This is a genomic window from Bradyrhizobium sp. USDA 372 (genome assembly GCF_053629095.1).
In genome coordinates this window covers 3,312,080-3,330,406 of sequence record NZ_JBRJHR010000001.1, presented here as the reverse complement: position 1 = coordinate 3,330,406, position 18,327 = coordinate 3,312,080, and the positions used below count along the sequence as shown (strand labels likewise).

General features: G+C 63.0%; 16 protein-coding genes and 1 pseudogene. 7 read left to right on the top strand and 10 right to left on the bottom strand.

Annotated features, from left to right (window positions below):
* Positions 1 to 161: 161 nt before the first annotated feature.
* Entirely contained in the window at positions 162 to 1,709 is a 1,548-nt protein-coding gene (locus AB7M16_RS15830) for a winged helix-turn-helix domain-containing protein (protein WP_453944433.1), read from the bottom strand.
* 133 nt (positions 1,710 to 1,842) lie between these two features.
* Between AB7M16_RS15830 and mddA the strand changes: the two are divergent.
* Positions 1,843 to 2,630, top strand: a pseudogene (gene mddA, locus AB7M16_RS15825) (methanethiol S-methyltransferase).
* A gap of 92 nt (positions 2,631 to 2,722) precedes the next feature.
* Positions 2,723 to 3,145 (top strand): GFA family protein, encoded by a 423-nt coding sequence (locus AB7M16_RS15820; RefSeq protein WP_453944432.1) that lies wholly within the window; start codon positions 2,723 to 2,725, stop codon positions 3,143 to 3,145.
* Between the two features lie 79 nt (positions 3,146 to 3,224).
* On the opposite strand, the gene AB7M16_RS15815 is transcribed toward AB7M16_RS15820, so the two are convergent.
* A complete protein-coding gene (locus AB7M16_RS15815; RefSeq protein ID WP_036020653.1) occupies positions 3,225 to 3,449 on the bottom strand; it encodes a hypothetical protein in 225 nt (74 codons plus the stop codon).
* A 236-nt stretch (positions 3,450 to 3,685) separates the two neighbouring features.
* Here AB7M16_RS15815 and AB7M16_RS15810 point away from each other — a divergent pair, with 236 nt between their 5' ends.
* Entirely contained in the window at positions 3,686 to 3,985 is a 300-nt protein-coding gene (locus tag AB7M16_RS15810; protein ID WP_453944431.1) for a hypothetical protein, read from the top strand.
* Between the two features lie 141 nt (positions 3,986 to 4,126).
* Here the strand turns inward: AB7M16_RS15810 and AB7M16_RS15805 are convergent, their stop codons facing one another.
* The 5 genes from AB7M16_RS15805 to AB7M16_RS15785 form a co-directional block, all read right to left on the bottom strand.
* Positions 4,127 to 6,073: a sensor histidine kinase gene (locus tag AB7M16_RS15805; protein WP_453944430.1), complete on the bottom strand. Its 1,947-nt coding sequence runs from the start codon at positions 6,071 to 6,073 to the stop codon at positions 4,127 to 4,129.
* Positions 6,070 to 6,753, bottom strand: coding sequence for a response regulator (locus AB7M16_RS15800; protein ID WP_453944429.1), 684 nt, complete (start codon positions 6,751 to 6,753; stop codon positions 6,070 to 6,072). Before AB7M16_RS15800 ends, AB7M16_RS15805 begins: the two co-directional genes overlap by 4 nt.
* Before the next feature lie 264 nt (positions 6,754 to 7,017).
* Positions 7,018 to 7,872 carry an ABC transporter substrate-binding protein gene (locus AB7M16_RS15795; RefSeq protein WP_172786027.1) on the bottom strand — a complete coding sequence of 285 codons (855 nt, stop codon included), beginning with the start codon at positions 7,870 to 7,872 and terminating at the stop codon, positions 7,018 to 7,020.
* Positions 7,873 to 8,289: 417 nt separating this feature from the next.
* Entirely contained in the window at positions 8,290 to 8,523 is a 234-nt protein-coding gene (locus tag AB7M16_RS15790; protein ID WP_172786026.1) for a hypothetical protein, read from the bottom strand.
* A 917-nt stretch (positions 8,524 to 9,440) separates the two neighbouring features.
* Positions 9,441 to 10,319 carry a GNAT family N-acetyltransferase gene (locus AB7M16_RS15785; RefSeq protein ID WP_260381169.1) on the bottom strand — a complete coding sequence of 293 codons (879 nt, stop codon included), beginning with the start codon at positions 10,317 to 10,319 and terminating at the stop codon, positions 9,441 to 9,443.
* A 328-nt stretch (positions 10,320 to 10,647) separates the two neighbouring features.
* Here AB7M16_RS15785 and AB7M16_RS15780 point away from each other — a divergent pair, with 328 nt between their 5' ends.
* The 3 genes from AB7M16_RS15780 (at position 10,648) to AB7M16_RS15770 (ending at position 13,595) form a co-directional block, all read left to right on the top strand.
* A complete protein-coding gene (locus AB7M16_RS15780) occupies positions 10,648 to 11,571 on the top strand; it encodes a 2-hydroxyacid dehydrogenase (protein ID WP_453944428.1) in 924 nt (307 codons plus the stop codon).
* 13 nt (positions 11,572 to 11,584) lie between these two features.
* Positions 11,585 to 11,941 carry a cupin domain-containing protein gene (locus AB7M16_RS15775; RefSeq protein WP_172786023.1) on the top strand — a complete coding sequence of 119 codons (357 nt, stop codon included), beginning with the start codon at positions 11,585 to 11,587 and terminating at the stop codon, positions 11,939 to 11,941.
* A gap of 196 nt (positions 11,942 to 12,137) precedes the next feature.
* Positions 12,138 to 13,595: an NAD-dependent succinate-semialdehyde dehydrogenase gene (locus AB7M16_RS15770; RefSeq protein ID WP_453944427.1), complete on the top strand. Its 1,458-nt coding sequence runs from the start codon at positions 12,138 to 12,140 to the stop codon at positions 13,593 to 13,595.
* 102 nt (positions 13,596 to 13,697) lie between these two features.
* Here the strand turns inward: AB7M16_RS15770 and AB7M16_RS15765 are convergent, their stop codons facing one another.
* Entirely contained in the window at positions 13,698 to 14,387 is a 690-nt protein-coding gene (locus tag AB7M16_RS15765; RefSeq protein ID WP_453944426.1) for a haloacid dehalogenase type II, read from the bottom strand.
* 336 nt (positions 14,388 to 14,723) lie between these two features.
* On the opposite strand from AB7M16_RS15765, the gene AB7M16_RS15760 reads away from it, so the two are divergent.
* Entirely contained in the window at positions 14,724 to 16,100 is a 1,377-nt protein-coding gene (locus AB7M16_RS15760) for an aminotransferase class III-fold pyridoxal phosphate-dependent enzyme (RefSeq protein WP_453944425.1), read from the top strand.
* A gap of 16 nt (positions 16,101 to 16,116) precedes the next feature.
* On the opposite strand, the gene AB7M16_RS15755 is transcribed toward AB7M16_RS15760, so the two are convergent.
* Positions 16,117 to 16,578 (bottom strand): Lrp/AsnC family transcriptional regulator, encoded by a 462-nt coding sequence (locus tag AB7M16_RS15755; RefSeq protein WP_453947194.1) that lies wholly within the window; start codon positions 16,576 to 16,578, stop codon positions 16,117 to 16,119.
* A 129-nt stretch (positions 16,579 to 16,707) separates the two neighbouring features.
* Positions 16,708 to 18,033 carry an NAD(P)/FAD-dependent oxidoreductase gene (locus AB7M16_RS15750; RefSeq protein WP_453947193.1) on the bottom strand — a complete coding sequence of 442 codons (1,326 nt, stop codon included), beginning with the start codon at positions 18,031 to 18,033 and terminating at the stop codon, positions 16,708 to 16,710.
* Positions 18,034 to 18,327 lie beyond the last annotated feature (294 nt).

Here is an 18,327-nt window from a genome sequence, read left to right as displayed (position 1 = left end):
AAAAAATATACAGCGCGTCCTGTTTTGATGAGTTGGGCTTGTATTGCTGGGCGTCCGTCACGTTCGTCGTGCGTCGACATGACGGCTGCGAATAGCGACACAGCGTCGCGGCATGGCGGCGGCGAGAGCGCCCTCGCGCTTACCCGCCAGGGCAAGACGTCTCACCGCAACCCGGCGCGGCGGAATCCCTCCAGATAGTGGTCGCGATCTCGCTCGTTGGCCCACGGCAGCTGCGTCGCGATCCAGTGCAGCGAGATGCCCGGTTGGGTGCGGCGGAGCTCTCCGAGTGCCATGTCCGCAAGCGCGCCATCGCCGGACATGCCGGCGGAGACGGCGAGCACGCGGTAGGCGCCGGTGAGGTCGCCGCGGTGCCGGATCGCCTCGCGCGCGAGCGCGATGGCCTCGCCATAGCGCCGCTCGGTGAAGCGCGCATAGGCGGCGATGCCGTGATAGATCGCCAGTGACGGATCGCGCGGTGACAGCCGGATCGCCTTTTGCGCGGCCTCGAACGAGTCGTTCGAGCGTCCGGCATAGGACAGCGCCAGCGCGTAATAGCCCTGCGCCAGCGAGAAGTTCGGATTGAGCGCGAGCGCCTGCTCGAATTCGGACAGCGCGTCTGTGAGCCTGCGGGTCGAGAAGCAGACGCTGCCGAGCGCGGCATGCGCCCAGGAATCCTCATGGTCGCAGCGCACCGCTTTGAGCGCGGCGGCTTCCGCGGCCGGCGCAACCGCGGCGAGCTCGACCCAGCCGAGATGCACGCCGAACATGTCGTTCACGGCCAGCAGCGACAGCGCCTGGCCGTAATTCGGATCGATCGCGATCGCGCGCGCGAGCAGCGCCTTCGCGGCCTCGTGATCCTGACGCGTCACGCGCCAATAATGCGACAGCGCGCGCATCAAGAGGTCCCAGGCGTCGAGGCTCGCCGGCGGCTTGCGATGGCTGCGGAAATTCTCGGCCGCGTGGATCTGCGGCTCGATCGCCGCGGCGATCGCGTTGGTGATCTCGTCCTGCACGGCGAAGACATCGACGAGCTCGCGGTCATAGCGCTCGGCCCAGAGATGGCTGCCCGAGACGGCGTCGTTGAGCTGTGCGGTGATGCGCACGCGGTTGTTTGCCTTGCGCACGCTGCCTTCGACGATGTAGCGGACACCGAGCTCCTCGGCGATCTGCCTGATATGGACCGCACGCCCCTTGTAGGTGAAGGAGGAGTTGCGGGCGATCACCATGAACCAGCGCTGCCTCGACAGCGCGGTGAGGATGTCCTCGCTGATCCCGTCGCCGAAATAGTCCTGCGCGGGATCGCCGCTCATGTTCTCGAAGGCGAGTACGGCGATCGCCGGGCGGTCCGCCGCGCGCGGGGGAGCGGGCTTGGCTTCCGTCCGCGCAGGCGACGCCGCCACCTCTTCCCGGACCTCGCCGACGAAACGAAAGCCCTTGCGCGGAATGGTCTTGATCAGGCGCTGCGTCGCACCGTCATCGCCCAGCGCCTTGCGCGCGGCGTTGATCCGGCTGTTCAGGGCGGAATCCGACACGATCCGGTCGTTCCAGATCTGGCTGATCAGGTCATCCTTGCTGACCACTCGCGCCCGTTGCGCGACCAGATAAAGCAGCAGATCGAACACTTGCGGCTGCAACGGAACGATCGTTCCCTCGCATGTGAGCTCCCGAAGGTCACCGTCCAGCACGTTGTTTTCAAAGCGAAATCGCACGTTTTTGTCGTCTCAAGCAAAAATCAAAGTCGTCTCAGGCGAAAATCAATCATCTGCAAAAGCCGCGGGACGTCCGATCCGGCACGGTGCGAAGACCAAACCGTGTCGATGCCTCGGCACAACGGAGCGTTCTATGACCCAACTCGATCACCAGGTTCATTCCATCGGCCCGGAGATTACGGGCTCTCGCATTTTCAGGTTCATTGCCTTTCTGTACGGAATTGCGGCGTATCTCGTGTTTTTCGTCACCATTCTCTATGCGATCGGCTTCGTCATGGGGGTGATGGTGCCCAAGACCATCGACACCGGAGCCGAAGCGCCCGTCGTCCGCGCGCTCCTCATCAATCTGCTGCTGATGTCGCTGTTCGCGGTTAACACAGCGTGATGGCGCGCCAGCAATTCAAGGATTGGTGGACGCAGTTCGTCCCCAAGCCGGTCGAGCGAAGCACCTACGTGCTGTTCGCGAGCCTGTCACTGCTCCTCCTGTTCTGGCAGTGGCGTCCGCTGCCGTCGGTCATATGGAGCGTGGAGAGCCCCGATCTTGCCGTGACACTGGTCACGTTGTCCTTCGCCGGCTGGGTGCTGGTGTTCACCTCGACCTTCATCATCAACCATTTCGAATTGTTCGGCCTGCATCAGGTGACCAATCATCTCGTCGGCAAGGAGATGGAGCCGCCGCGCTTCAAGACGCCGCTGCTCTACAAGTTCGTCCGCCATCCGATCTATCTCGGCTTCATCGTCGCGTTCTGGGCGGCGCCGGTCATGACCGCGGGTCATCTTTTGTTCGCGGCCGTGACCACGCTCTACATCTTCGTCGGCATCGCGCTGGAGGAGAGCGATCTCGTCGATCTCTTCGGCGACGAGTACCGGCAGTACAAACAACGCGTCTCGATGCTTATTCCCTGGCGCCGTTCAGTATAGTCTCGGCCAAGCCGCGCGCGTCCAATCGAAAGAAGGACGCGCGGGGCGCCGATACGCAATAACAATCCTTCAGAAAAACGGAGAGGTTCCAGATGAAACATGTCGGAAACTGCTTCTGCGGCGCGGTCACGGTCGAGGTCACGGGCGCGCCGGAGGCGATGGGCTATTGCCATTGCCGCTCCTGCCGCTCGTGGTCGGGCGGTCCGGTCAACGCGTTCAGCCTGTGGAAGCCAGAGGCCGTGCGCATCACCGAAGGCGCTCAGAATGTCGAGACCTTCGCCAAGACGCCGCTCAGCCAGCGCAAATTCTGCAAGCAGTGTGGCGGCCATCTCATGACCAACCATCCGCCGCTCGGTCTGGTCGACGTCTTCACCGCCACCATTCCCACGCTCGCGTTCACGCCCGGAGTTCACGTCAATTATGCCGAGACCGTGCTACCGATGCGCGACGGCCTGCCCAAGCTGAAGGATTTTCCGGCCGAGTTCGGCGGAAGCGGCGAGATGATGCAGGAATAGCGGCGCGCCTTCGGCATTTATCGAGAGGGCGGCAGAGCGCCGCCCTCTCTGTTTTCTCCCAAGTGAGAGGGGCGAACGACTAGCCGCCGCGCGATTCAACCACCTTGCGGCAGGAGTCCGAGAGCTTCGACTTGTTCTCGCGCAGGCAGGCATTCATCTGCGGCGGCTTGCCGATATGCTCGGCGCAGAATTTGCTGGCGTCGCCGCGGCAGGCCATTTGCTCCTGGACGGATGGACCGGACTGCGCCGCAGCGGGCAGGGCGGCAGCTGCGAGCAGCAGCGCGGCAAGAACCGAAATCTTCATGATGCACCTCTTTGCAATCGTCGTTGGTCCCGACCGGGATCAATCGGGCCGGACCATCTCGCAAAGCCCGGCCGCGGGTCCATGCCATGTTCATGGCACCGGCCAGTCCTCCCGCCCGCGGTACCCCCATCTTCATGGCATGTATCGTTGCGCCCACTTTTGTCATTCAGGCTGCACCTCGGCTGTGAAACCCGGTGATTGCATCGGGACGCCGAACGGGAAGCAGGAGAGCAAGAATGTCGATGAGAGCTGGAGCGCTGGGCGCAAGGCTGACGGTCATGGCGCTGACGGTCATGGCGCTGGCGGGCGCGGCGATGGTGTCGCTGGGCACGAGCCCGGCGCAGGCTGTGGTCTATTGCAAGACCGTCGGCGTGCCGAAGGGCTGCGTGGTGCGGCCGACTGGCGCCGTGGTGGTGGGAGCGCCGGTCGCGGCGGCGGCGGTCGCAACGCCCGGCGTCGGCGCGCCTGGCGTCGGCGTGCGCGCGGGAACGCCGATGAATCGCGGCGGCCCGGTCAATCGCGTCGGCGTGCGCTGATATTCTCCGTTCGATTGAATTGATTGGATCGCTTCGGGCCAACGGGGTCTGCGGACGAACACCCCCCGTCCTCCGCGGGAAATTTTAACCTGGCCCGTCCCCTCTCTCCGTGCGCCCCACACGTTCGGGGAGGGGGGCCTTTCAGCCCGCGGCCATGTCGCCATCGGGAAAGCGCTGCGGCAATTTCAGCCGCACGCGCGTGCCGGAGGAATCAGACGTCAGGTCGAGCACCGCGCCGCAGCGCGCGGCGCGGCTTTTCATGTTGCGCAGGCCGCGCGCGGTCTGGCCGGTGCCCGCGGCCTCGCCAGTGCCGGCCAGTGCAAAGCCGCTTCCGTCGTCCGTCACGCTGATCACGCCGTACGGCCCCTGGCCTGCGTCGAACGTGTCGATGGTCACTGCGATGCGGCGGGCCTGCGCGTGCTTGACCGCATTGGTCACGGCCTCGTCGAGGATGCGCACGATCTGGATGACGTGCCATGGCCTCAGCTCGGGATGCAGCGGCAGGCCCTGCGGCGTCGCCACGCGCCAGTCGAGTGCGATGTCGTGCGGCCGCAATTGGGCCGTCGCGCGCTCGCGCCAGGAGCCGAGCGCGAGCATCAGGTCGCCGCCAATGTCGTCCATGGAATCGATGACGAGGCGCAGATCCTTCAACGCCGCGCGCGCGGCGTCCGTGATGGTCGCGCCGGCGCTGCCACGCTCGGACAGCGCGACGATGCTCACGAGCTGGCCGCCGAGACCATCGTGCAGGTCTCGCATCAGGCGCGTGCGCTCATTGGCGAGCGCGGCGGCGCGGGCGCGCTCCTCCTCGCGGGCAAAGCTCGCCTTCAGCCGCTCCTCGGCTTCGCGCACGCGCGTCACCAGCTGGCCGGCAAAGCTGTCGACCTGGTTCAAGGCGCGGGCAAAGCGCCAGGTCAGCCCGGCGCCGATCGCGACCAGCATCGCCGAATAGGACAGGCGCGAGACGAAGATGCGATCATTGCTCGCGATCTCGAGCACCGTGAGCATGTCCTGGGCCCAGCAGACCAGCACGATGGTCACCGCGCAGCCGATCGTGAAGCTCGCCGCGTCCTGCCGCCGCACCACCGCCGTGGCCGTGACGCAGGCCATCAGGAACAGGCAAATGCCGACGGTGGGAATGCCGAGCACCAGGAACAGGATGCGCGGCAGCGGCGGGCCTCCGATCAGCCCGACCACGAACACGACGATTCCAGGCACGAACAGCAGCGTGGCGTAACGCGGCCAGCGCCAGCCGAAGAACAGCACGCCGAACGCGACGACCAGCGCGCTCTCGATCGGTGCGGAGGCCAGCAGCACCGCAGCCAGCCGCGAGACCGTGGCCGGCGGCACCGGCGGCGGCGCGAATGCCTGCGCCACGCCGAGCACCATCGCCGCGGCAAGCACGCCGTAGACCGGTTCGTGGCGCCGCATCAGCCACATGATCGCAAGGATGACGGCCAGGATCGCCTGCCAGGCGGAGAACACCACCGGCAGCGTGACGAACAGCAGCGTGCGCGTCTTATGGGCCGGGCGCAAGGCGGCATCCGGCCCGACATAGACGGTGTCGAGGAAGCCCTTGAGCGGTCCCCACACGAAAAGCCGCACCGTGATCTCGTTGGCGCCGTCGCGCAGCAGCAAGGCGGGGATGGCTGCGATCTGCGGCGTGTTGCGATCGGGCCGGTTGGCGTTGGCATCGCGCCGGGAGTCGAGCACGACGACGCCGTTGACGGCGACCTCCACGGCATTGCTGAAGCGCGGCAGGTACACCGACCAGCCCGAGGCCGCATCGCCGCTCCCGAATGTGAAGGTGCCGGTGTAGAATGGCGGGTCGGCCAACGAGTCGCGCGACGAGGTGAAATGCGGCAGCGTCACGGGCCGCGTCATACCGTCCTCCCGCGCCGAAAAATCGCTCACCGCGTAGTCTTCGGGATCGCTCGGCTGCAGCAGCCGAAGCCCCAGGATCGTGACGATGACGATCAACGCCTGCAGCAGCAGATATGGCACCAGACGCGACGCGATCAGGCGGCGCCGCGGGCGTGTCGGTGCCTTCGCAGGTGCTTTCGTGGGTGCTTTGGCCGCGATGTCGCTCACAGCTTGATCAGGCCCTGCTGCACCGCCTCGAACACCGCCTCGCTCCGCGTGTGCACCTCGAGCTTGCGATAGATGTTCTTGATATGGCCGGGCACAGTCTGCTTGGACAGGCCGAGATGGCTTGCGATCTCGGCATAGCTGAAGCCTTTGGCGATGCCCCAGAGAATGTCGATCTCGCGCGGGGTCAGCCTCGCCGTGTTGAGCGCGGGGCCGGGGGGCGGCTCCGTTGAACTCTGCGCGGCACCTTGTGTCCGGCGAACGATGAAGCGGGCGATCGAGGCCGAGATCGGCGAATGTCCGACGACCAGGTCGCGCACGGTGGTGGCGATGTCGGTGGGGAAGGCGTCCTTGAGCAGGTAGCCGGTGGCGCCGACCGTGATCGCGGAGATCACGCTCTCCTCGTCGCCGAGCGCGGAGATCACCATGATCTCGGTGTCGGGAAAGCGCTGCCGCATCTCGCGGATCAGCTCGATGCCGTGGCCGTCGGGCAGCCGCAGATCCGTCAGCAGCACGCGCGGCGCGCCGGCGGCGAGGGCCTGCCGCGCCTCCGCGAGCGTACCGGCGCTGCGCACCTCGTAACCGGCCTTGGCCAGCGCATCCTGCAGCCGCCAGCAGGTCGGCGCATCGTCCTCGACGAGGAGGATGGAGATGGCGTCACCCGTCTCGCCCTGTTCGGTCATGTCCATGGTCCCGCGACCCGCGTGTCCCCCGCGGCGCCAGGCAAGTCTAACCGCAGCGCGAAGGCCGCGACACCCATAATCATGGGGGCGGCGACAACTTGGTCCCGCGTCAGGCACGCATGGACGGTCCTAGGATTGCGCCTAAGCTAGAGCGCGGGCTCATAATCCGCGCTGGACTTGGGGTGCGTATGACGTCCGCTCTGCCTCCGGCACCGCCCCATTGCGGCATCTCACCAGATGTCCGAGTCGGGACAACAGGCGACATCATTCGATCACCTCGTCAGCTTGGGCGAGCAAGGTGGGCGGAACGGTAAGGCCAAGGGCGTTCGCAGTCTTGTTATTGATGACAAGCTCGAACGTGGTTGGTTGCTCGACGGGAAGATCGGCAGGCTTGGCGCCCTTCAAGATTTTGTCCACGTAGGTGGCGGCGCGTCGGAACAAGACGACGAAGCTCGCACCGAACGACATTAAGCCTCCATCCTTCGGAAACTCACGAAGTCCGTACACGGCCGGAAGTCGGTGAGCGGCAGCGAGAGCAATGATCCGGGGTCTATGCACAATAGTCAGAACGTCATCGAAGACGATGAGAGCTTGGGCGTTGCCTCCCGTGGCAGCGGCGAACGCCGCATCAAAATCCTCCGGCCGTCCCACTTCGAGAGGTTGTAGCGCTACGCCCAGAGTGCGTGCCGCCACCTCAGCGGTCTGCCAGAAGGTGGCGTGGATAGAGACTGTCGGGTTCTTCATCACAGCGATCCGCGCAAGGCCTGGCGTCATCTCCTTCAGGAGTTGCAGACGCCTTGCGATCATTGCCTCATTGAAATAGCTCAACCCCGTCACGTTTCCTCCGGGTCGCGCCAAATTTTCCACGAGCCCAAGTCCAACCGGATCGGCCGCCACCATAACGATGGGGATTGTTTGAGTAGCGTTCTTGGCCGCTATGGCAGCGACGCTGTTGCCCGCCACCAGCACATCCAATTTGAGACCGATAAGCTCGGTCACCAGGCCGGGGAGCCGCTCGGCACGTCCCTCGGCCCAGCGCACCTCCAGCGCGATAGATCGACCCTCGACGTACCCTAGTTCGGTAAGCCGCTGCCTGAATGCCGCGAAGATATGTCCCATCGTGGCCTCATCGGCGCCGGCAATGTACCCGACCCGCCGAACCCTTGCCGGCTCCTGCGCGCCCACCGCGACAGGCCATGCCGTAGTGGCCGTTGCACGGCCCAGGAGTGCCATGAATTCTCGTCGCCGCATGCTCTCCCCCGTTGACAACAAGCAAATCCTAACACGGCCTCTTGCCGATCAGACAGTGGGCTTGAGGCTGGCGGGCTATTCGATGACTTCGTCGGTACGGGCAAGCAGCGTCGGCGGAATTGCAACGCCGAGCGCGTTTGCAGCCTTCAGATTTATCGCGATCTGATCCTTGGTGTGAAATTCGACGGGCAAATCTGCAGGAAAAGCCGCCGATCACGCTCAAGCCGGGTGACTTCCGCTTTCTCTTGCGGAGCTGACGGTCATGAGTACACACCCTAGCCCGGCTTACGAAAGATCGACTCGCGGCGGCGGATATCGCCGCGCCAGGACCGACAGCGACAGCGGCCGTTCGTCTTCCGGCAGCTCCAGATAGGCCAGCACGAGTGGCCGCTTCCAATCGCCGACGCCGAAATCCATCGCCGTCCATTTCTGCGGCTCGGGCCCTTCGAGCCCCCGAACCCAGACGAAATAGCGGGGGAGGTCGTCGGCGTCGGTGCCCCTCGTGCGTGTTCTGGCCATCGAAGCTGTCCGCTGCGTCAAATCGTTCCCGCAGGATATAGGGATTGGCGCGGGGAAGTCGAATGGCCCCGGTCGCGTAATCCTCCTCGTCATTGCGAGCGCAGCGAAGCAATCCAGAGCGTCGCCGCGGAGGCATTCCTGGATTGCTTCGCTGCGCTCGCAATGACGATGTGGAGACAGGCGGGTCAAGAAGACGCTACTGGGCCCGGCAGATAATTCCCGCCAGGAGCACCTTCTGACCGCCTGTCGCATTGTCCTCAGATATTCTGCTTGACCGAAATTCGGAAATATCGTATATGCGTCGGCATCCTGGCCCAGGATAAGGGGCGTTTCGCGACCGTCACGATACGCGGGCCGGGTGGCGGTGGACGTGGAGTGCATCGGCGCGCCAGCAATTGCAGGGCGGGTTTGGCCCGTGAGCGGTTGAGCAGCGCGCACACGACCGGTGCGGTTCGCGTACGGCAAAAGCGTGTGGTCCTGACGCCCCGGGGTCTGTGCGTCAAGGCTTGCGGTGGTGAGGCGGCCCGACCGGGCACGTGCACCAGCCATCCGCAAGGCGACGGGGGCAATAGTGCATCGCTCCCCGGGGAGAGCGCGCCATAAGCCGTCAAACCACTGCGCAGGGAAGGCCGGGATGTCCAGGCTGCCCTGTATGCCGCTGTGCATCCGTCTTCGCGCAATCTGCGCACAGCGGACCGCGGGTGCCAGCCGGCGCCCGGTCTTCCCTGCGCCCTTTCCGATGAAGGGGCGTCGAGAGCAGCGCAAAACTCGGGTGTGATGCGCCGCGAGACTGGAGAGGTGTGTCTTGAGTAGTTCGAGTTTGCTGAAAATGCGTCAACGGCTGGCAAGCACAGAATCCCCGTCGGACGTGGGAATAGGTCCGTCGCCTCAGCCCTTCTCGTCCCATGCTCACAGCTTCAGCTCAAGGCGTGACCGGCCAATCCGTAGACCCACGGCTCGTTTTCCTTTCGGTTCAGGAATCGCCGTCCCTTGGACATGGTGGTGACTGTGTCGTTCATCCCGAGGCGGCTCTGTTGAAGAAAGTCCGCAAACAGACCGGTCTGCTCCCGCGTATCCACGCGGGCGAACCTTCCGGCGAGATCCTTGAGATGCACGGCCGTAAGATGGATCGCGTCAGAATCATTGCTGGCAACGATCGGGCCAATCACATGGCCGCGCCCGAATTCGCGCTTCATGGAATAACCGACGGTCGCACCGCCACGGCGCAGGACGCAGATTGACGCACCTTCAGAAAGCAATGCAAGCAACTTCTGACGGCTGGCTCCAAACGCGCGTTCGTCCAGTGCCGCGATCTCTCCGATGTTCGCCGTGGACAGCGAGCTCAATTCGCCCTCCAGGGTCGGCACCGGCGGAGTTGGTGAGGCGACCTCACCTTGCCACTGATACACGGTGGCTTCCTTCGTGAACCCGAGCGACAGATAGAGGTGATAGGCGGCGTGGGTTGAGTTGAGGGTCAAATTCCGGTCACCACACCGCTCGAAAACCTGCTCCATGAGCCAGCGGCCAGTCCCCTGAGCCTGGGTCCGAGGCGATGTGATCACCAGGCCAATGGTCGCGAATTCGCGGTCACATGGGAACCACATCGCGCTGCCGAAGACGCGTCCAATACCATCGACGGCTACGATGCCGTGACCTGCGCGGCGCAAGAAATCCCAATCCTTGGGTCGATGCGGCCAGCCAACGCCGGTCGAGAGTGCGTGGAGCAGCGTCACATCAACGTCGTTGATGTCCTTCGCGGCCAGCTCAAAGGACTTCACGCGTACCGTTCGTCCCATCTCGACTCGTCCATTCCTTCGCGGGGTGCCAATCGCTCGCACATCGCGCCTTTTCTCTTCCGCCACAATGGGGTAGCGGGCGTATTTCGCCGCACTATTGCACGAAAAGCCAGCAGGTTTCCCCTGTTTGGGCTTTCTTTTCGAAATCTTCGGCTTGTATTGCAACGTAATTCGGCAGGGAAAGCTCCGGCGTGCAGCTACCCTCTCGGTGTTCGGCAAGAAACTGTGCCGGCAGAGCGGATCGCCGGGAATCCCCAAGAAAGTCTTGCAAGGCTAATCGCTCTTCCTGGCGTCGTCGACATGCCGAGCGAGGCGGAGGCGTGCATCGATGGCATTTCTTTTCAATTCTGATGCTGCCAGGGGGGCAGTCTTCCGCAAGGCTTTTGCGTGCGAGCTGCCTGACCTGGAATTTTACCATTGCAGCGAATCCATCGACCCGGAAAAGATACGGTACCTGCTGACCTGGAACGTGCCCGACGATGTCTCGCGTTTTTGTAATCTGGAGGTGCTTTTTTCCATCGGGGCTGGCGTTGACCAGTTCAAGCCGGAAACCATACCCGAGCAGGTGAAGCTCGTGCGCATGGTCGAGGATGGCATCATACGCATGATGCAGGAATACGTCGTCCTTGGTGTGCTGACGCTCCATCGCGAGATGCTGGCTTATCAAGGGCAGCAGAGAAGGGGCCTTTGGCAAGCGCTTGCAACGTCCCAGGCGACCGATCGGCGTATTGGCTTCCTGGGGCTTGGCATGCTGGGGCAGGCTGCAATCGACCGCCTGAAGCCGTTCCAGTTTCCCATCGCCGCGTGGAGCCGCAGCGAAAAAGCTGTCGAGGGAGTCGCCTGCTTCCATGGCGACGACCAGCTTGGCGACTTCCTGCGAGGAACGGATATCCTCGTCTGTCTTCTTCCCCTGACGGAGCAAACGAGCGGCATCCTGAACGCAAGGCTTTTCTCGCTTTTGCCGGTGGGAGCGAGGCTGCTGCATGTCGGCCGCGGCCCGCAGCTTGACCAGGGCGCGCTCATCGAGGCACTGGACAGCGGGCATTTGGCAGCAGCGATGCTCGACGTCACCGATCCCGAGCCGCTGCCGGAAAATCATCCACTCTGGTCCCATCCGAAGGTGATCATCACGCCGCATATCGCGTCCGTGACCCAACCGCATACGGCGGCACAATCGGTCATAGAGAACATCCGGCGCCACCGCGCCGGACGAAATCCGATCGGCCTCGTCGATCGAACACTCGGCTATTAACAGGAAAAGCGCCATGTCACTTCTGGTCACCATCGACACCAATCCGGACTTCACACCAAAGAACGCATTGCCTGCCCCGGAGCGGCTCATTTCGGGCAATCCATCGTTCAAGACCTGGGCACAGGACGCCTCGAAAGGCGAGAAGGTGCTGACCGGCGTCTGGGAAGCGACGCCTGGCGAGACCCATTCCATCAAGGGCACCACCTTCGAGTTTTGTCACATTCTCTCTGGCCTGATCGAAATCGAGGAAGAGGGTGGTGAGATCAGAAGATACCGTGCCGGCGACAGCTTTGTGATGAAGCCTGGCTTTGTCGGGATCTGGCGCACGATCGAGACCGTGCGAAAGATCTACGTCTGCCATTACGACTGAGGCGATGCTGAGGGCGGCCGTTGGAATATTCAACTTTCAAGCCAGCATCTGACGAGATTCAGCGCGGCCAGGCACTTCATGATCAATGAAAAATGCGGCGTGCGGGCATGTACTGCTCGCATGAGAGGGCTTCGTCCCGTCACTCGCAAATCCAGGCAGTGACGGCGGAGTCGGGCACGAAGCAAGGAGCAAGGCGATGATTGCATTGAAGGACAAGGATCTGTTTCGCCAGCAAGCGCTGATCGGCGGCACTTGGCGGGATGCGAGCACGAAAGTCTGCGTTGATGTCATCGATCCTGCCAGCCAGAAAGTGCTTGGCACCATCCCCGATATGGGCCGAATTGAGACCAGGGCAGCAATCGAGGCGGCGGCCGCTGCGTTCAAGCAGTGGAAGACCAAGGCTCATGCGGAGCGTGCTGCGCTGCTGGAGCGTTGGTACGAGCTCATGCGACGCCATGAGCAGGATTTGGCTCTTCTGCTCACGCTGGAACAGGGCAAGCCGCTTGCTGAATCGCTCGGAGAGATCCGTTACGGGGCATCCTTCGTCAAATGGTTTGCGGAAGAGGCCCGCCGCATCAACGGATCGACAATCCCGGCGCCCAGTGTTGATCGCCGCATTCTGGTGCTGAAAGAACCGGTCGGCGTCTGCGGGATCATCACGCCCTGGAATTTCCCCAACGCGATGATCACGCGCAAGGTGGCACCAGCGCTTGCCGCGGGCTGCACAGTCGTCATCAAGCCATCCGAGTTTACGCCTTTTTCAGCTCTCGCCATCGCTGTTCTGGCTGAACGGGCCGGAATTCCAGCGGGCGTGATCAACATCGTGACGGGCATGCCGACGGACATCGGCGCGGAGCTGATGGCCAACGAAACCGTCCGCAAGATCTCGTTTACCGGATCGACCCGCGTCGGTGCCTTGTTGATGAAGGGTGCTGCTGACAACATCAAGCGGCTGAGCCTCGAGCTCGGTGGCAACGCGCCGTTCATCGTCTTCGACGATGCCGATATCGACCGAGCGGTCGAGGGGGCAATTGCGTCAAAATTCCGCAATGGCGGGCAGACGTGCGTCTGCTGCAATCGCATTCTCGTTCAATCCGGCATTTACGACGCCTTCGCCCAGAAGCTTGCCAGCCAGGTCGCAAGAATGAAGGTCGGTCCAGGCACGGAAGACGACGTTGCGATTGGGCCGATGATCAATGGCGCGGCAATCGAGAAGATCAAGCGGCACGTCACGGACGCCCTGAACAAGGGCGCAAAGCTCATCGCGGAAAGTGAGTCGGTGCCGGAAGGGCGGCAATATGCCCGCCCTGTCGTGCTCGGCGGGGCGACCACGGAGATGCTCCTCGCTTCAGAGGAGACCTTCGGGCCGGTCGCGCCGCTGTTCCGGTTCGAGACCGAGGACGAGGCGATTGCGATCGCCAACGGCACGCCGTTCGGCCTTGCCGCCTATTTCTACACTGAAAACCTCAAGCGCTCCTGGCGTGTTGCCGAGGCGCTCGAGTTCGGCATGGTCGGGCTGAACACCGGCCTGATCTCGACCGAGGTTGCGCCTTTCGGCGGCGTCAAGCAGTCGGGCCTCGGACGCGAGGGATCCCAGCTCGGGATCGAAGAATATCTCGAGACCAAGGCGCTCCATGTCGGTGGACTGGACTGAGCGGCCCTTCAGATCAATATCCGAAACAAGAAAAGGGGGCGGTCGAACCGCCCCCTTTTTTCCGTCACAACGCAAGTCGTGAGAGGCCGAAAAGAACTGCGCTCACGCGCTTTTGCGAAGAGGCTCCAAGCCGACGGCCGCGGCAAGCCCTCCGATGTCAGCGACTTCGGTGTATTCATAGAAGGGGTTCGCGGGCTCGTGACCGCGGTTCACCCAGACCTTGCTCTTGATGCCCAAGTCATAGGCCGTCATCAGGTCGTAGCGGAAGGAGGAGGAGACGTGGGTGATGTCCTCCGGGCCGCAGCCCAGCTTGTCCAGCATATACTCGAAGCCCTTCATACGCGGCTTGTAGGCGCCGGTCTCCTCCGCGGTGATGACCATGTGGAACGGAGCGCCGAGCTTCTCCACGTTCGACATGATGAGGTTCTTCATGGAGTTCGACAGGATGACCAGCGGAATCTCCCTGGCAACTTTGGCAAGACCCGCCGGGACGTCGGGATGTGGACCCCATGTGTGGATCTCTTCATTGATGCGCTGGGCATCCTCCGGCCGAAATACGATACCGTTGCGCTTGCACGCGCGCTCTACCGAATTATGCACGACCTCGAAGTACGGCTTCCATGCGCCAAGAACCTCGTCCAGGCGATAGGCAGCGAAATCCTTGATGAAACTTGCCATCGTCGTGGCAGAAAGTTGAGAGCCATAGACTCTCCTTGCCGCGCCGGCCATGTCGAAATTGGTCAGCGTGCCGTAACAGTCGAAGGTGATGTACTTGGGTCTAAACGTTGCCATGGCTCGATCCTTTTCGGTCCTCACGCACCGTGTTCCGGTACGACAGGCATCATAGCGGGCAGGCGGCCGGATAAAGCACCGCTGTCGCGGCGACCGGGAGCAGATTGTGTCGTATCGGATCGGCGCTGTGGCAGAGAGTTGTGTGAAAAGGCGCCTCCGACTTGTGCCTTGCGCGGCCCGATGCCCGCATAAGATGCGGCGCCGGTCGTCAATGATAGTCAAAATGCCCTTCGTCCATGGTCAGCCCGGGAGCAACTGCTGTCCTGGGCGTCTTACGTTGAGCTCCGAAGACATCGTGGTGGCCGCACAAGCAGTGCGGTTGAGCTGGAGGGCGACATGTTGAGCAACTCGCTGATTGAACTCGATCGCGCGCATCTGATTCACCCGGTCTCATCGTTTCGCAGCCACGAGGCGACGGGCGTCCGCGTGCTGAAGTCAGGGAAGGGCGCGACGCTGACCGATCTCTCGGGACGTCAATTGCTCGACGGTTTTGCGGGTCTGTGGTGTGTCAATGCCGGCTACGGACAGGACAGCATCGTCGAAGCGGCTTTGAGGCAGCTGCGCGAACTGCCTTATGCGACGGGTTATTTCGGGTTGGGCTCCGACCCGGCCATCCGGTTGGCCGCAAGGCTGGCTGAACTGGCGCCCGGCGATCTGAACCATGTCTATTTCACGCTGGGTGGTTCGGATGCCGTCGACAGCACGATCCGCTTCATCCGGTACTATTATCATGCCGAGGGGAGGCCGCAGAAGGATCAGTTCATTTCCGTCGAGTCCGGCTACCACGGATCGTCGACGGCAGGGGCCGGCTTGACCGCGCTGCCGGCCTTTCATGCGGGCTTCGGGGTGCCATACGACTGGCAGCACAAGATCCCATCGCACTACGCCTATCGCAATCCCGCCGGTTCGCATCCCCAGGCGATCATTGCGGCGTCTGTCGCGGCTCTGCGGGCCAAGATCGCCGAGCTCGGCGCCGAACGCGTCGCGGCCTTCTATGTCGAGCCGGTACAGGGGTCCGGAGGCGTCCTCGTTCCGCCGCCGTCCTGGATGAAGGCCATGCACGCTGTTTGCAAGGAGTACGACATTCTGTTCGTTGCCGATGAGGTCATCACCGGCTTTGGCCGTGTCGGTCCGCTGTTCGCCTGTGAAGAGGATGACGTCGTGCCGGATCTCATGACCACGGCAAAAGGCCTGACTTCGGGCTATGTGCCGATGGGGGCCGTTCTGATGTCGGACCGCGTCTACGACACCATTGCCGATGGTGCCGGCAAGGCGGCCGTGGGCCACGGCTACACCTATTCCGCCCATCCCGTCAGTGCGGCCGTTGGGCTCGCCTGCCTTGATCTCTATGAAAACGGCTTGCTGGAAAACGGCCGGAAGGCCGGGCACCGCCTGATGCAAGGCCTTCGCGCGTTGTCCGATCATCCGCTCGTCGGCGATGTCCGCGGTCGCGGCATGCTGGCGGCAATCGAGCTCGTCACTGACAAGGAGCGCAAGACGCCGCTGCCGGCGGAAGCCGATCCAGCGCGCCGCATTTTCGACCGCGCATGGGACAACGGCCTCGTCATCCGCGCCTTTGCCCAGGGCGTGCTGGGCTACGCGCCGCCGCTCTGCTGCACGGATGCGGACATCGACGGCATCATCGAGCGGACCAGGACGACGCTGGACCAGACGCTCGAAGACAAGGACGTCCGCGCGGCCATGAAAGGATAAGGACCGAGCCTGTCCTTTAGCCGTTGAATATGCTTTCGAGAGGCAGATGGGATTTCACGATCGGGGACTTCAGCACGACAAAACTGAAATATTTGTCGATGCCGATATCCATCTCGACCAGCCTTTCCATGACGGCCTGGTATTCGCTGATCCCCGCCGTGATGAACTTGACGAGATAGTCGTACCCGCCGGAAACGAGATGGCATTCGACGACGGAATCGATCTTTTCGATGGTCGTGAGAAAGCGCGCGAAATCGATCTGCCGGTGATTCTTCAGGGTGATTTCCGCGAACACAGTCAGAGTTTGTCCGAGCTTGGCAACATCGATCTGGGCCGAATAGCCGGTGATGAAGCCCTCCGTCTGGAGTCTCTTGACCCGCATCAGGCACGGGCTTGGGGAAAGATTGATCAGCTCGGCGAGCTCGACGTTGGAAATCCGCCCGTTCTTCTGCAGTTCGCATAAAATCCTGATGTCGATCTTATTCGAGCTTCATAGCAATGCCATCAGATGGGGCCGATAACGGCGTGAGGGCTTTGAGATTTCAGCGTCATATGCATTGTCATAGCATCAACCAGCACCTTTTCCCACCGAGGCAGAAGCTGCAATTCAGAACTCGCTGACCTTGCCCCAGGCGCTCATTTTCAGCCGCTCCGGCCTGTAGGGGCGCGGGTCGACGATCGGCGGACTGCCCGTGATGATGTCGGCGATCATATGCCCCGCGCCTGGGCCAATTCCAAAACCGTGGCCGCTGAATCCCGCCGCAAGGATGAACCCTGGAATGGACTCAACTTCACCGATTGCGGGAATGCCGTCCGGCGTGCTGTCGATGTAGCCGGCCCAGACGTTTGAGATTGCGACGTGCTGGAGTTCCGGCACGAGCTCACAGGCTCGTCGATGCGTCAGCCGAATCTGCCTCATGTCAGGGCGAGGATCGAGCGTCCGGTTCAGCTCCATCGGGGTCACCGCGTCGAGCCGCCACTTCGCCAGAGATTCATGACGCTGCCTCAAGCCTTCAAAGGCCCCAGGGCTGAGACTTCGCCACCGGCGGGCGAACATGGGCAGGAATTCGCGGCTGAACCTGAACTGCTGCGGCGTCGGATCGACTCGCGCGCGCCCGCTGATTGCCAACGTGTATCCGCCGTTGCCGCGTCGCGTCGCCGATACGAGCCCGGCGTACAAGGCGTCAGGCAGGCCGGCTGGGCCCGGGGCCAGGGACAGAATGGAAGAGCGTACGGATGCCTGTGGGAAGCGAATGCCGAGCTGGTTGCAAAACGACGAAGCCCATGCACCGCCTGCCATGACAGCCGTCTTCGTCCGGATCGTGCCCGCCTCGGTCACCACTGCGCTGACCCGGCCGGCAGTGAGCTCCAAGCCGCGCGCCGCGCATTGCTGGTGCACCGTGCCGCCCGACGCCATGATCGCGCGCGCGGCAATGGGCACGGCCCTGGACGTGTCTGCCGTCCCGTCTGTCGGCGAGAAGACGCCGCCCTTCCACTTGCGACCGGTCGCCCTGCCTCGCTCGCTCGCTTCACCCGCACTCAGCATGTGCGTCGTGACCCCGACGGTCCTGGCGAAGTCGCGCCACTTTGCCCAGCCGGCCAGCTCATTCTCGTCGTTCGACAGATACAAAAGCCCACAGCGGCGAAAACCCGTATCATCACCAGTCTCTCCGGCAACCCTTTCCCAGAGATCCAGGCTCTTGGTGGCAAGCGGTAACTCGCGCGCATCTCGGTTCTGTTGGCGGCACCATCCCCAGTTGCGGCTGGACTGCTCGGCGGCGACGCGGCCCTTTTCGAGCAAAGCAACCTTGAGGCCGCGACGAGCGAGATAGTAGCTCGTGAACACGCCCACCACGCCGCCGCCGATGATCACGACATCTGCCTCACGAGGTAGGGATGGACTGGATTCGATATGCAGGAGCGGCGCGCTCATCGGACAAGGATCTCCGGTGGTTGCCGTAGCGTAACCGAGGAATTGCCGCAGCCCCCGCGGACTTTCGTCGTGAGACCGAATATCCTGCGGTTTACTGTCTTTGACACAGGCAATTGTTGCGAAAATAACTTTGCTTGCACCGCACTTGCAGGCGGCGAGACCGACGCTCGCGCTCCCGCAATCCATTGCGCGCCTTCCCGGCAGGGGCCACGGCGACTTGGCGGCGCAGACTGAAATGCCAAATCGGACTTCGTTTTCAGAAGTTCCTGCTGCTTCGATGCCGGCTTTCGGCGA

Bases quoted from the DNA above. Each gene is read 5' to 3' on its own strand.
- AB7M16_RS15785 (WP_260381169.1), bottom strand. From the start codon at position 10,319: ATGGGACGAACGGTACGCGTGAAGTCCTTTGAGCTGGCCGCGAAGGAC.
- AB7M16_RS15815 (WP_036020653.1), bottom strand. From the start codon at position 3,449: ATGAAGATTTCGGTTCTTGCCGCGCTGCTGCTCGCAGCTGCCGCCCTG.
- AB7M16_RS15820 (WP_453944432.1), top strand. From the start codon at position 2,723: ATGAAACATGTCGGAAACTGCTTCTGCGGCGCGGTCACGGTCGAGGTC.
- AB7M16_RS15765 (WP_453944426.1), bottom strand. From the start codon at position 14,387: ATGGCAACGTTTAGACCCAAGTACATCACCTTCGACTGTTACGGCACG.
- AB7M16_RS15760 (WP_453944425.1), top strand. From the start codon at position 14,724: ATGTTGAGCAACTCGCTGATTGAACTCGATCGCGCGCATCTGATTCAC.
- AB7M16_RS15770 (WP_453944427.1), top strand. From the start codon at position 12,138: ATGATTGCATTGAAGGACAAGGATCTGTTTCGCCAGCAAGCGCTGATC.
- AB7M16_RS15795 (WP_172786027.1), bottom strand. From the start codon at position 7,872: ATGGGACATATCTTCGCGGCATTCAGGCAGCGGCTTACCGAACTAGGG.
- AB7M16_RS15780 (WP_453944428.1), top strand. From the start codon at position 10,648: ATGGCATTTCTTTTCAATTCTGATGCTGCCAGGGGGGCAGTCTTCCGC.
- AB7M16_RS15790 (WP_172786026.1), bottom strand. From the start codon at position 8,523: ATGGCCAGAACACGCACGAGGGGCACCGACGCCGACGACCTCCCCCGC.
- AB7M16_RS15775 (WP_172786023.1), top strand. From the start codon at position 11,585: ATGTCACTTCTGGTCACCATCGACACCAATCCGGACTTCACACCAAAG.
- AB7M16_RS15800 (WP_453944429.1), bottom strand. From the start codon at position 6,753: ATGACCGAACAGGGCGAGACGGGTGACGCCATCTCCATCCTCCTCGTC.
- AB7M16_RS15750 (WP_453947193.1), bottom strand. From the start codon at position 18,033: ATGAGCGCGCCGCTCCTGCATATCGAATCCAGTCCATCCCTACCTCGT.
- AB7M16_RS15810 (WP_453944431.1), top strand. From the start codon at position 3,686: ATGTCGATGAGAGCTGGAGCGCTGGGCGCAAGGCTGACGGTCATGGCG.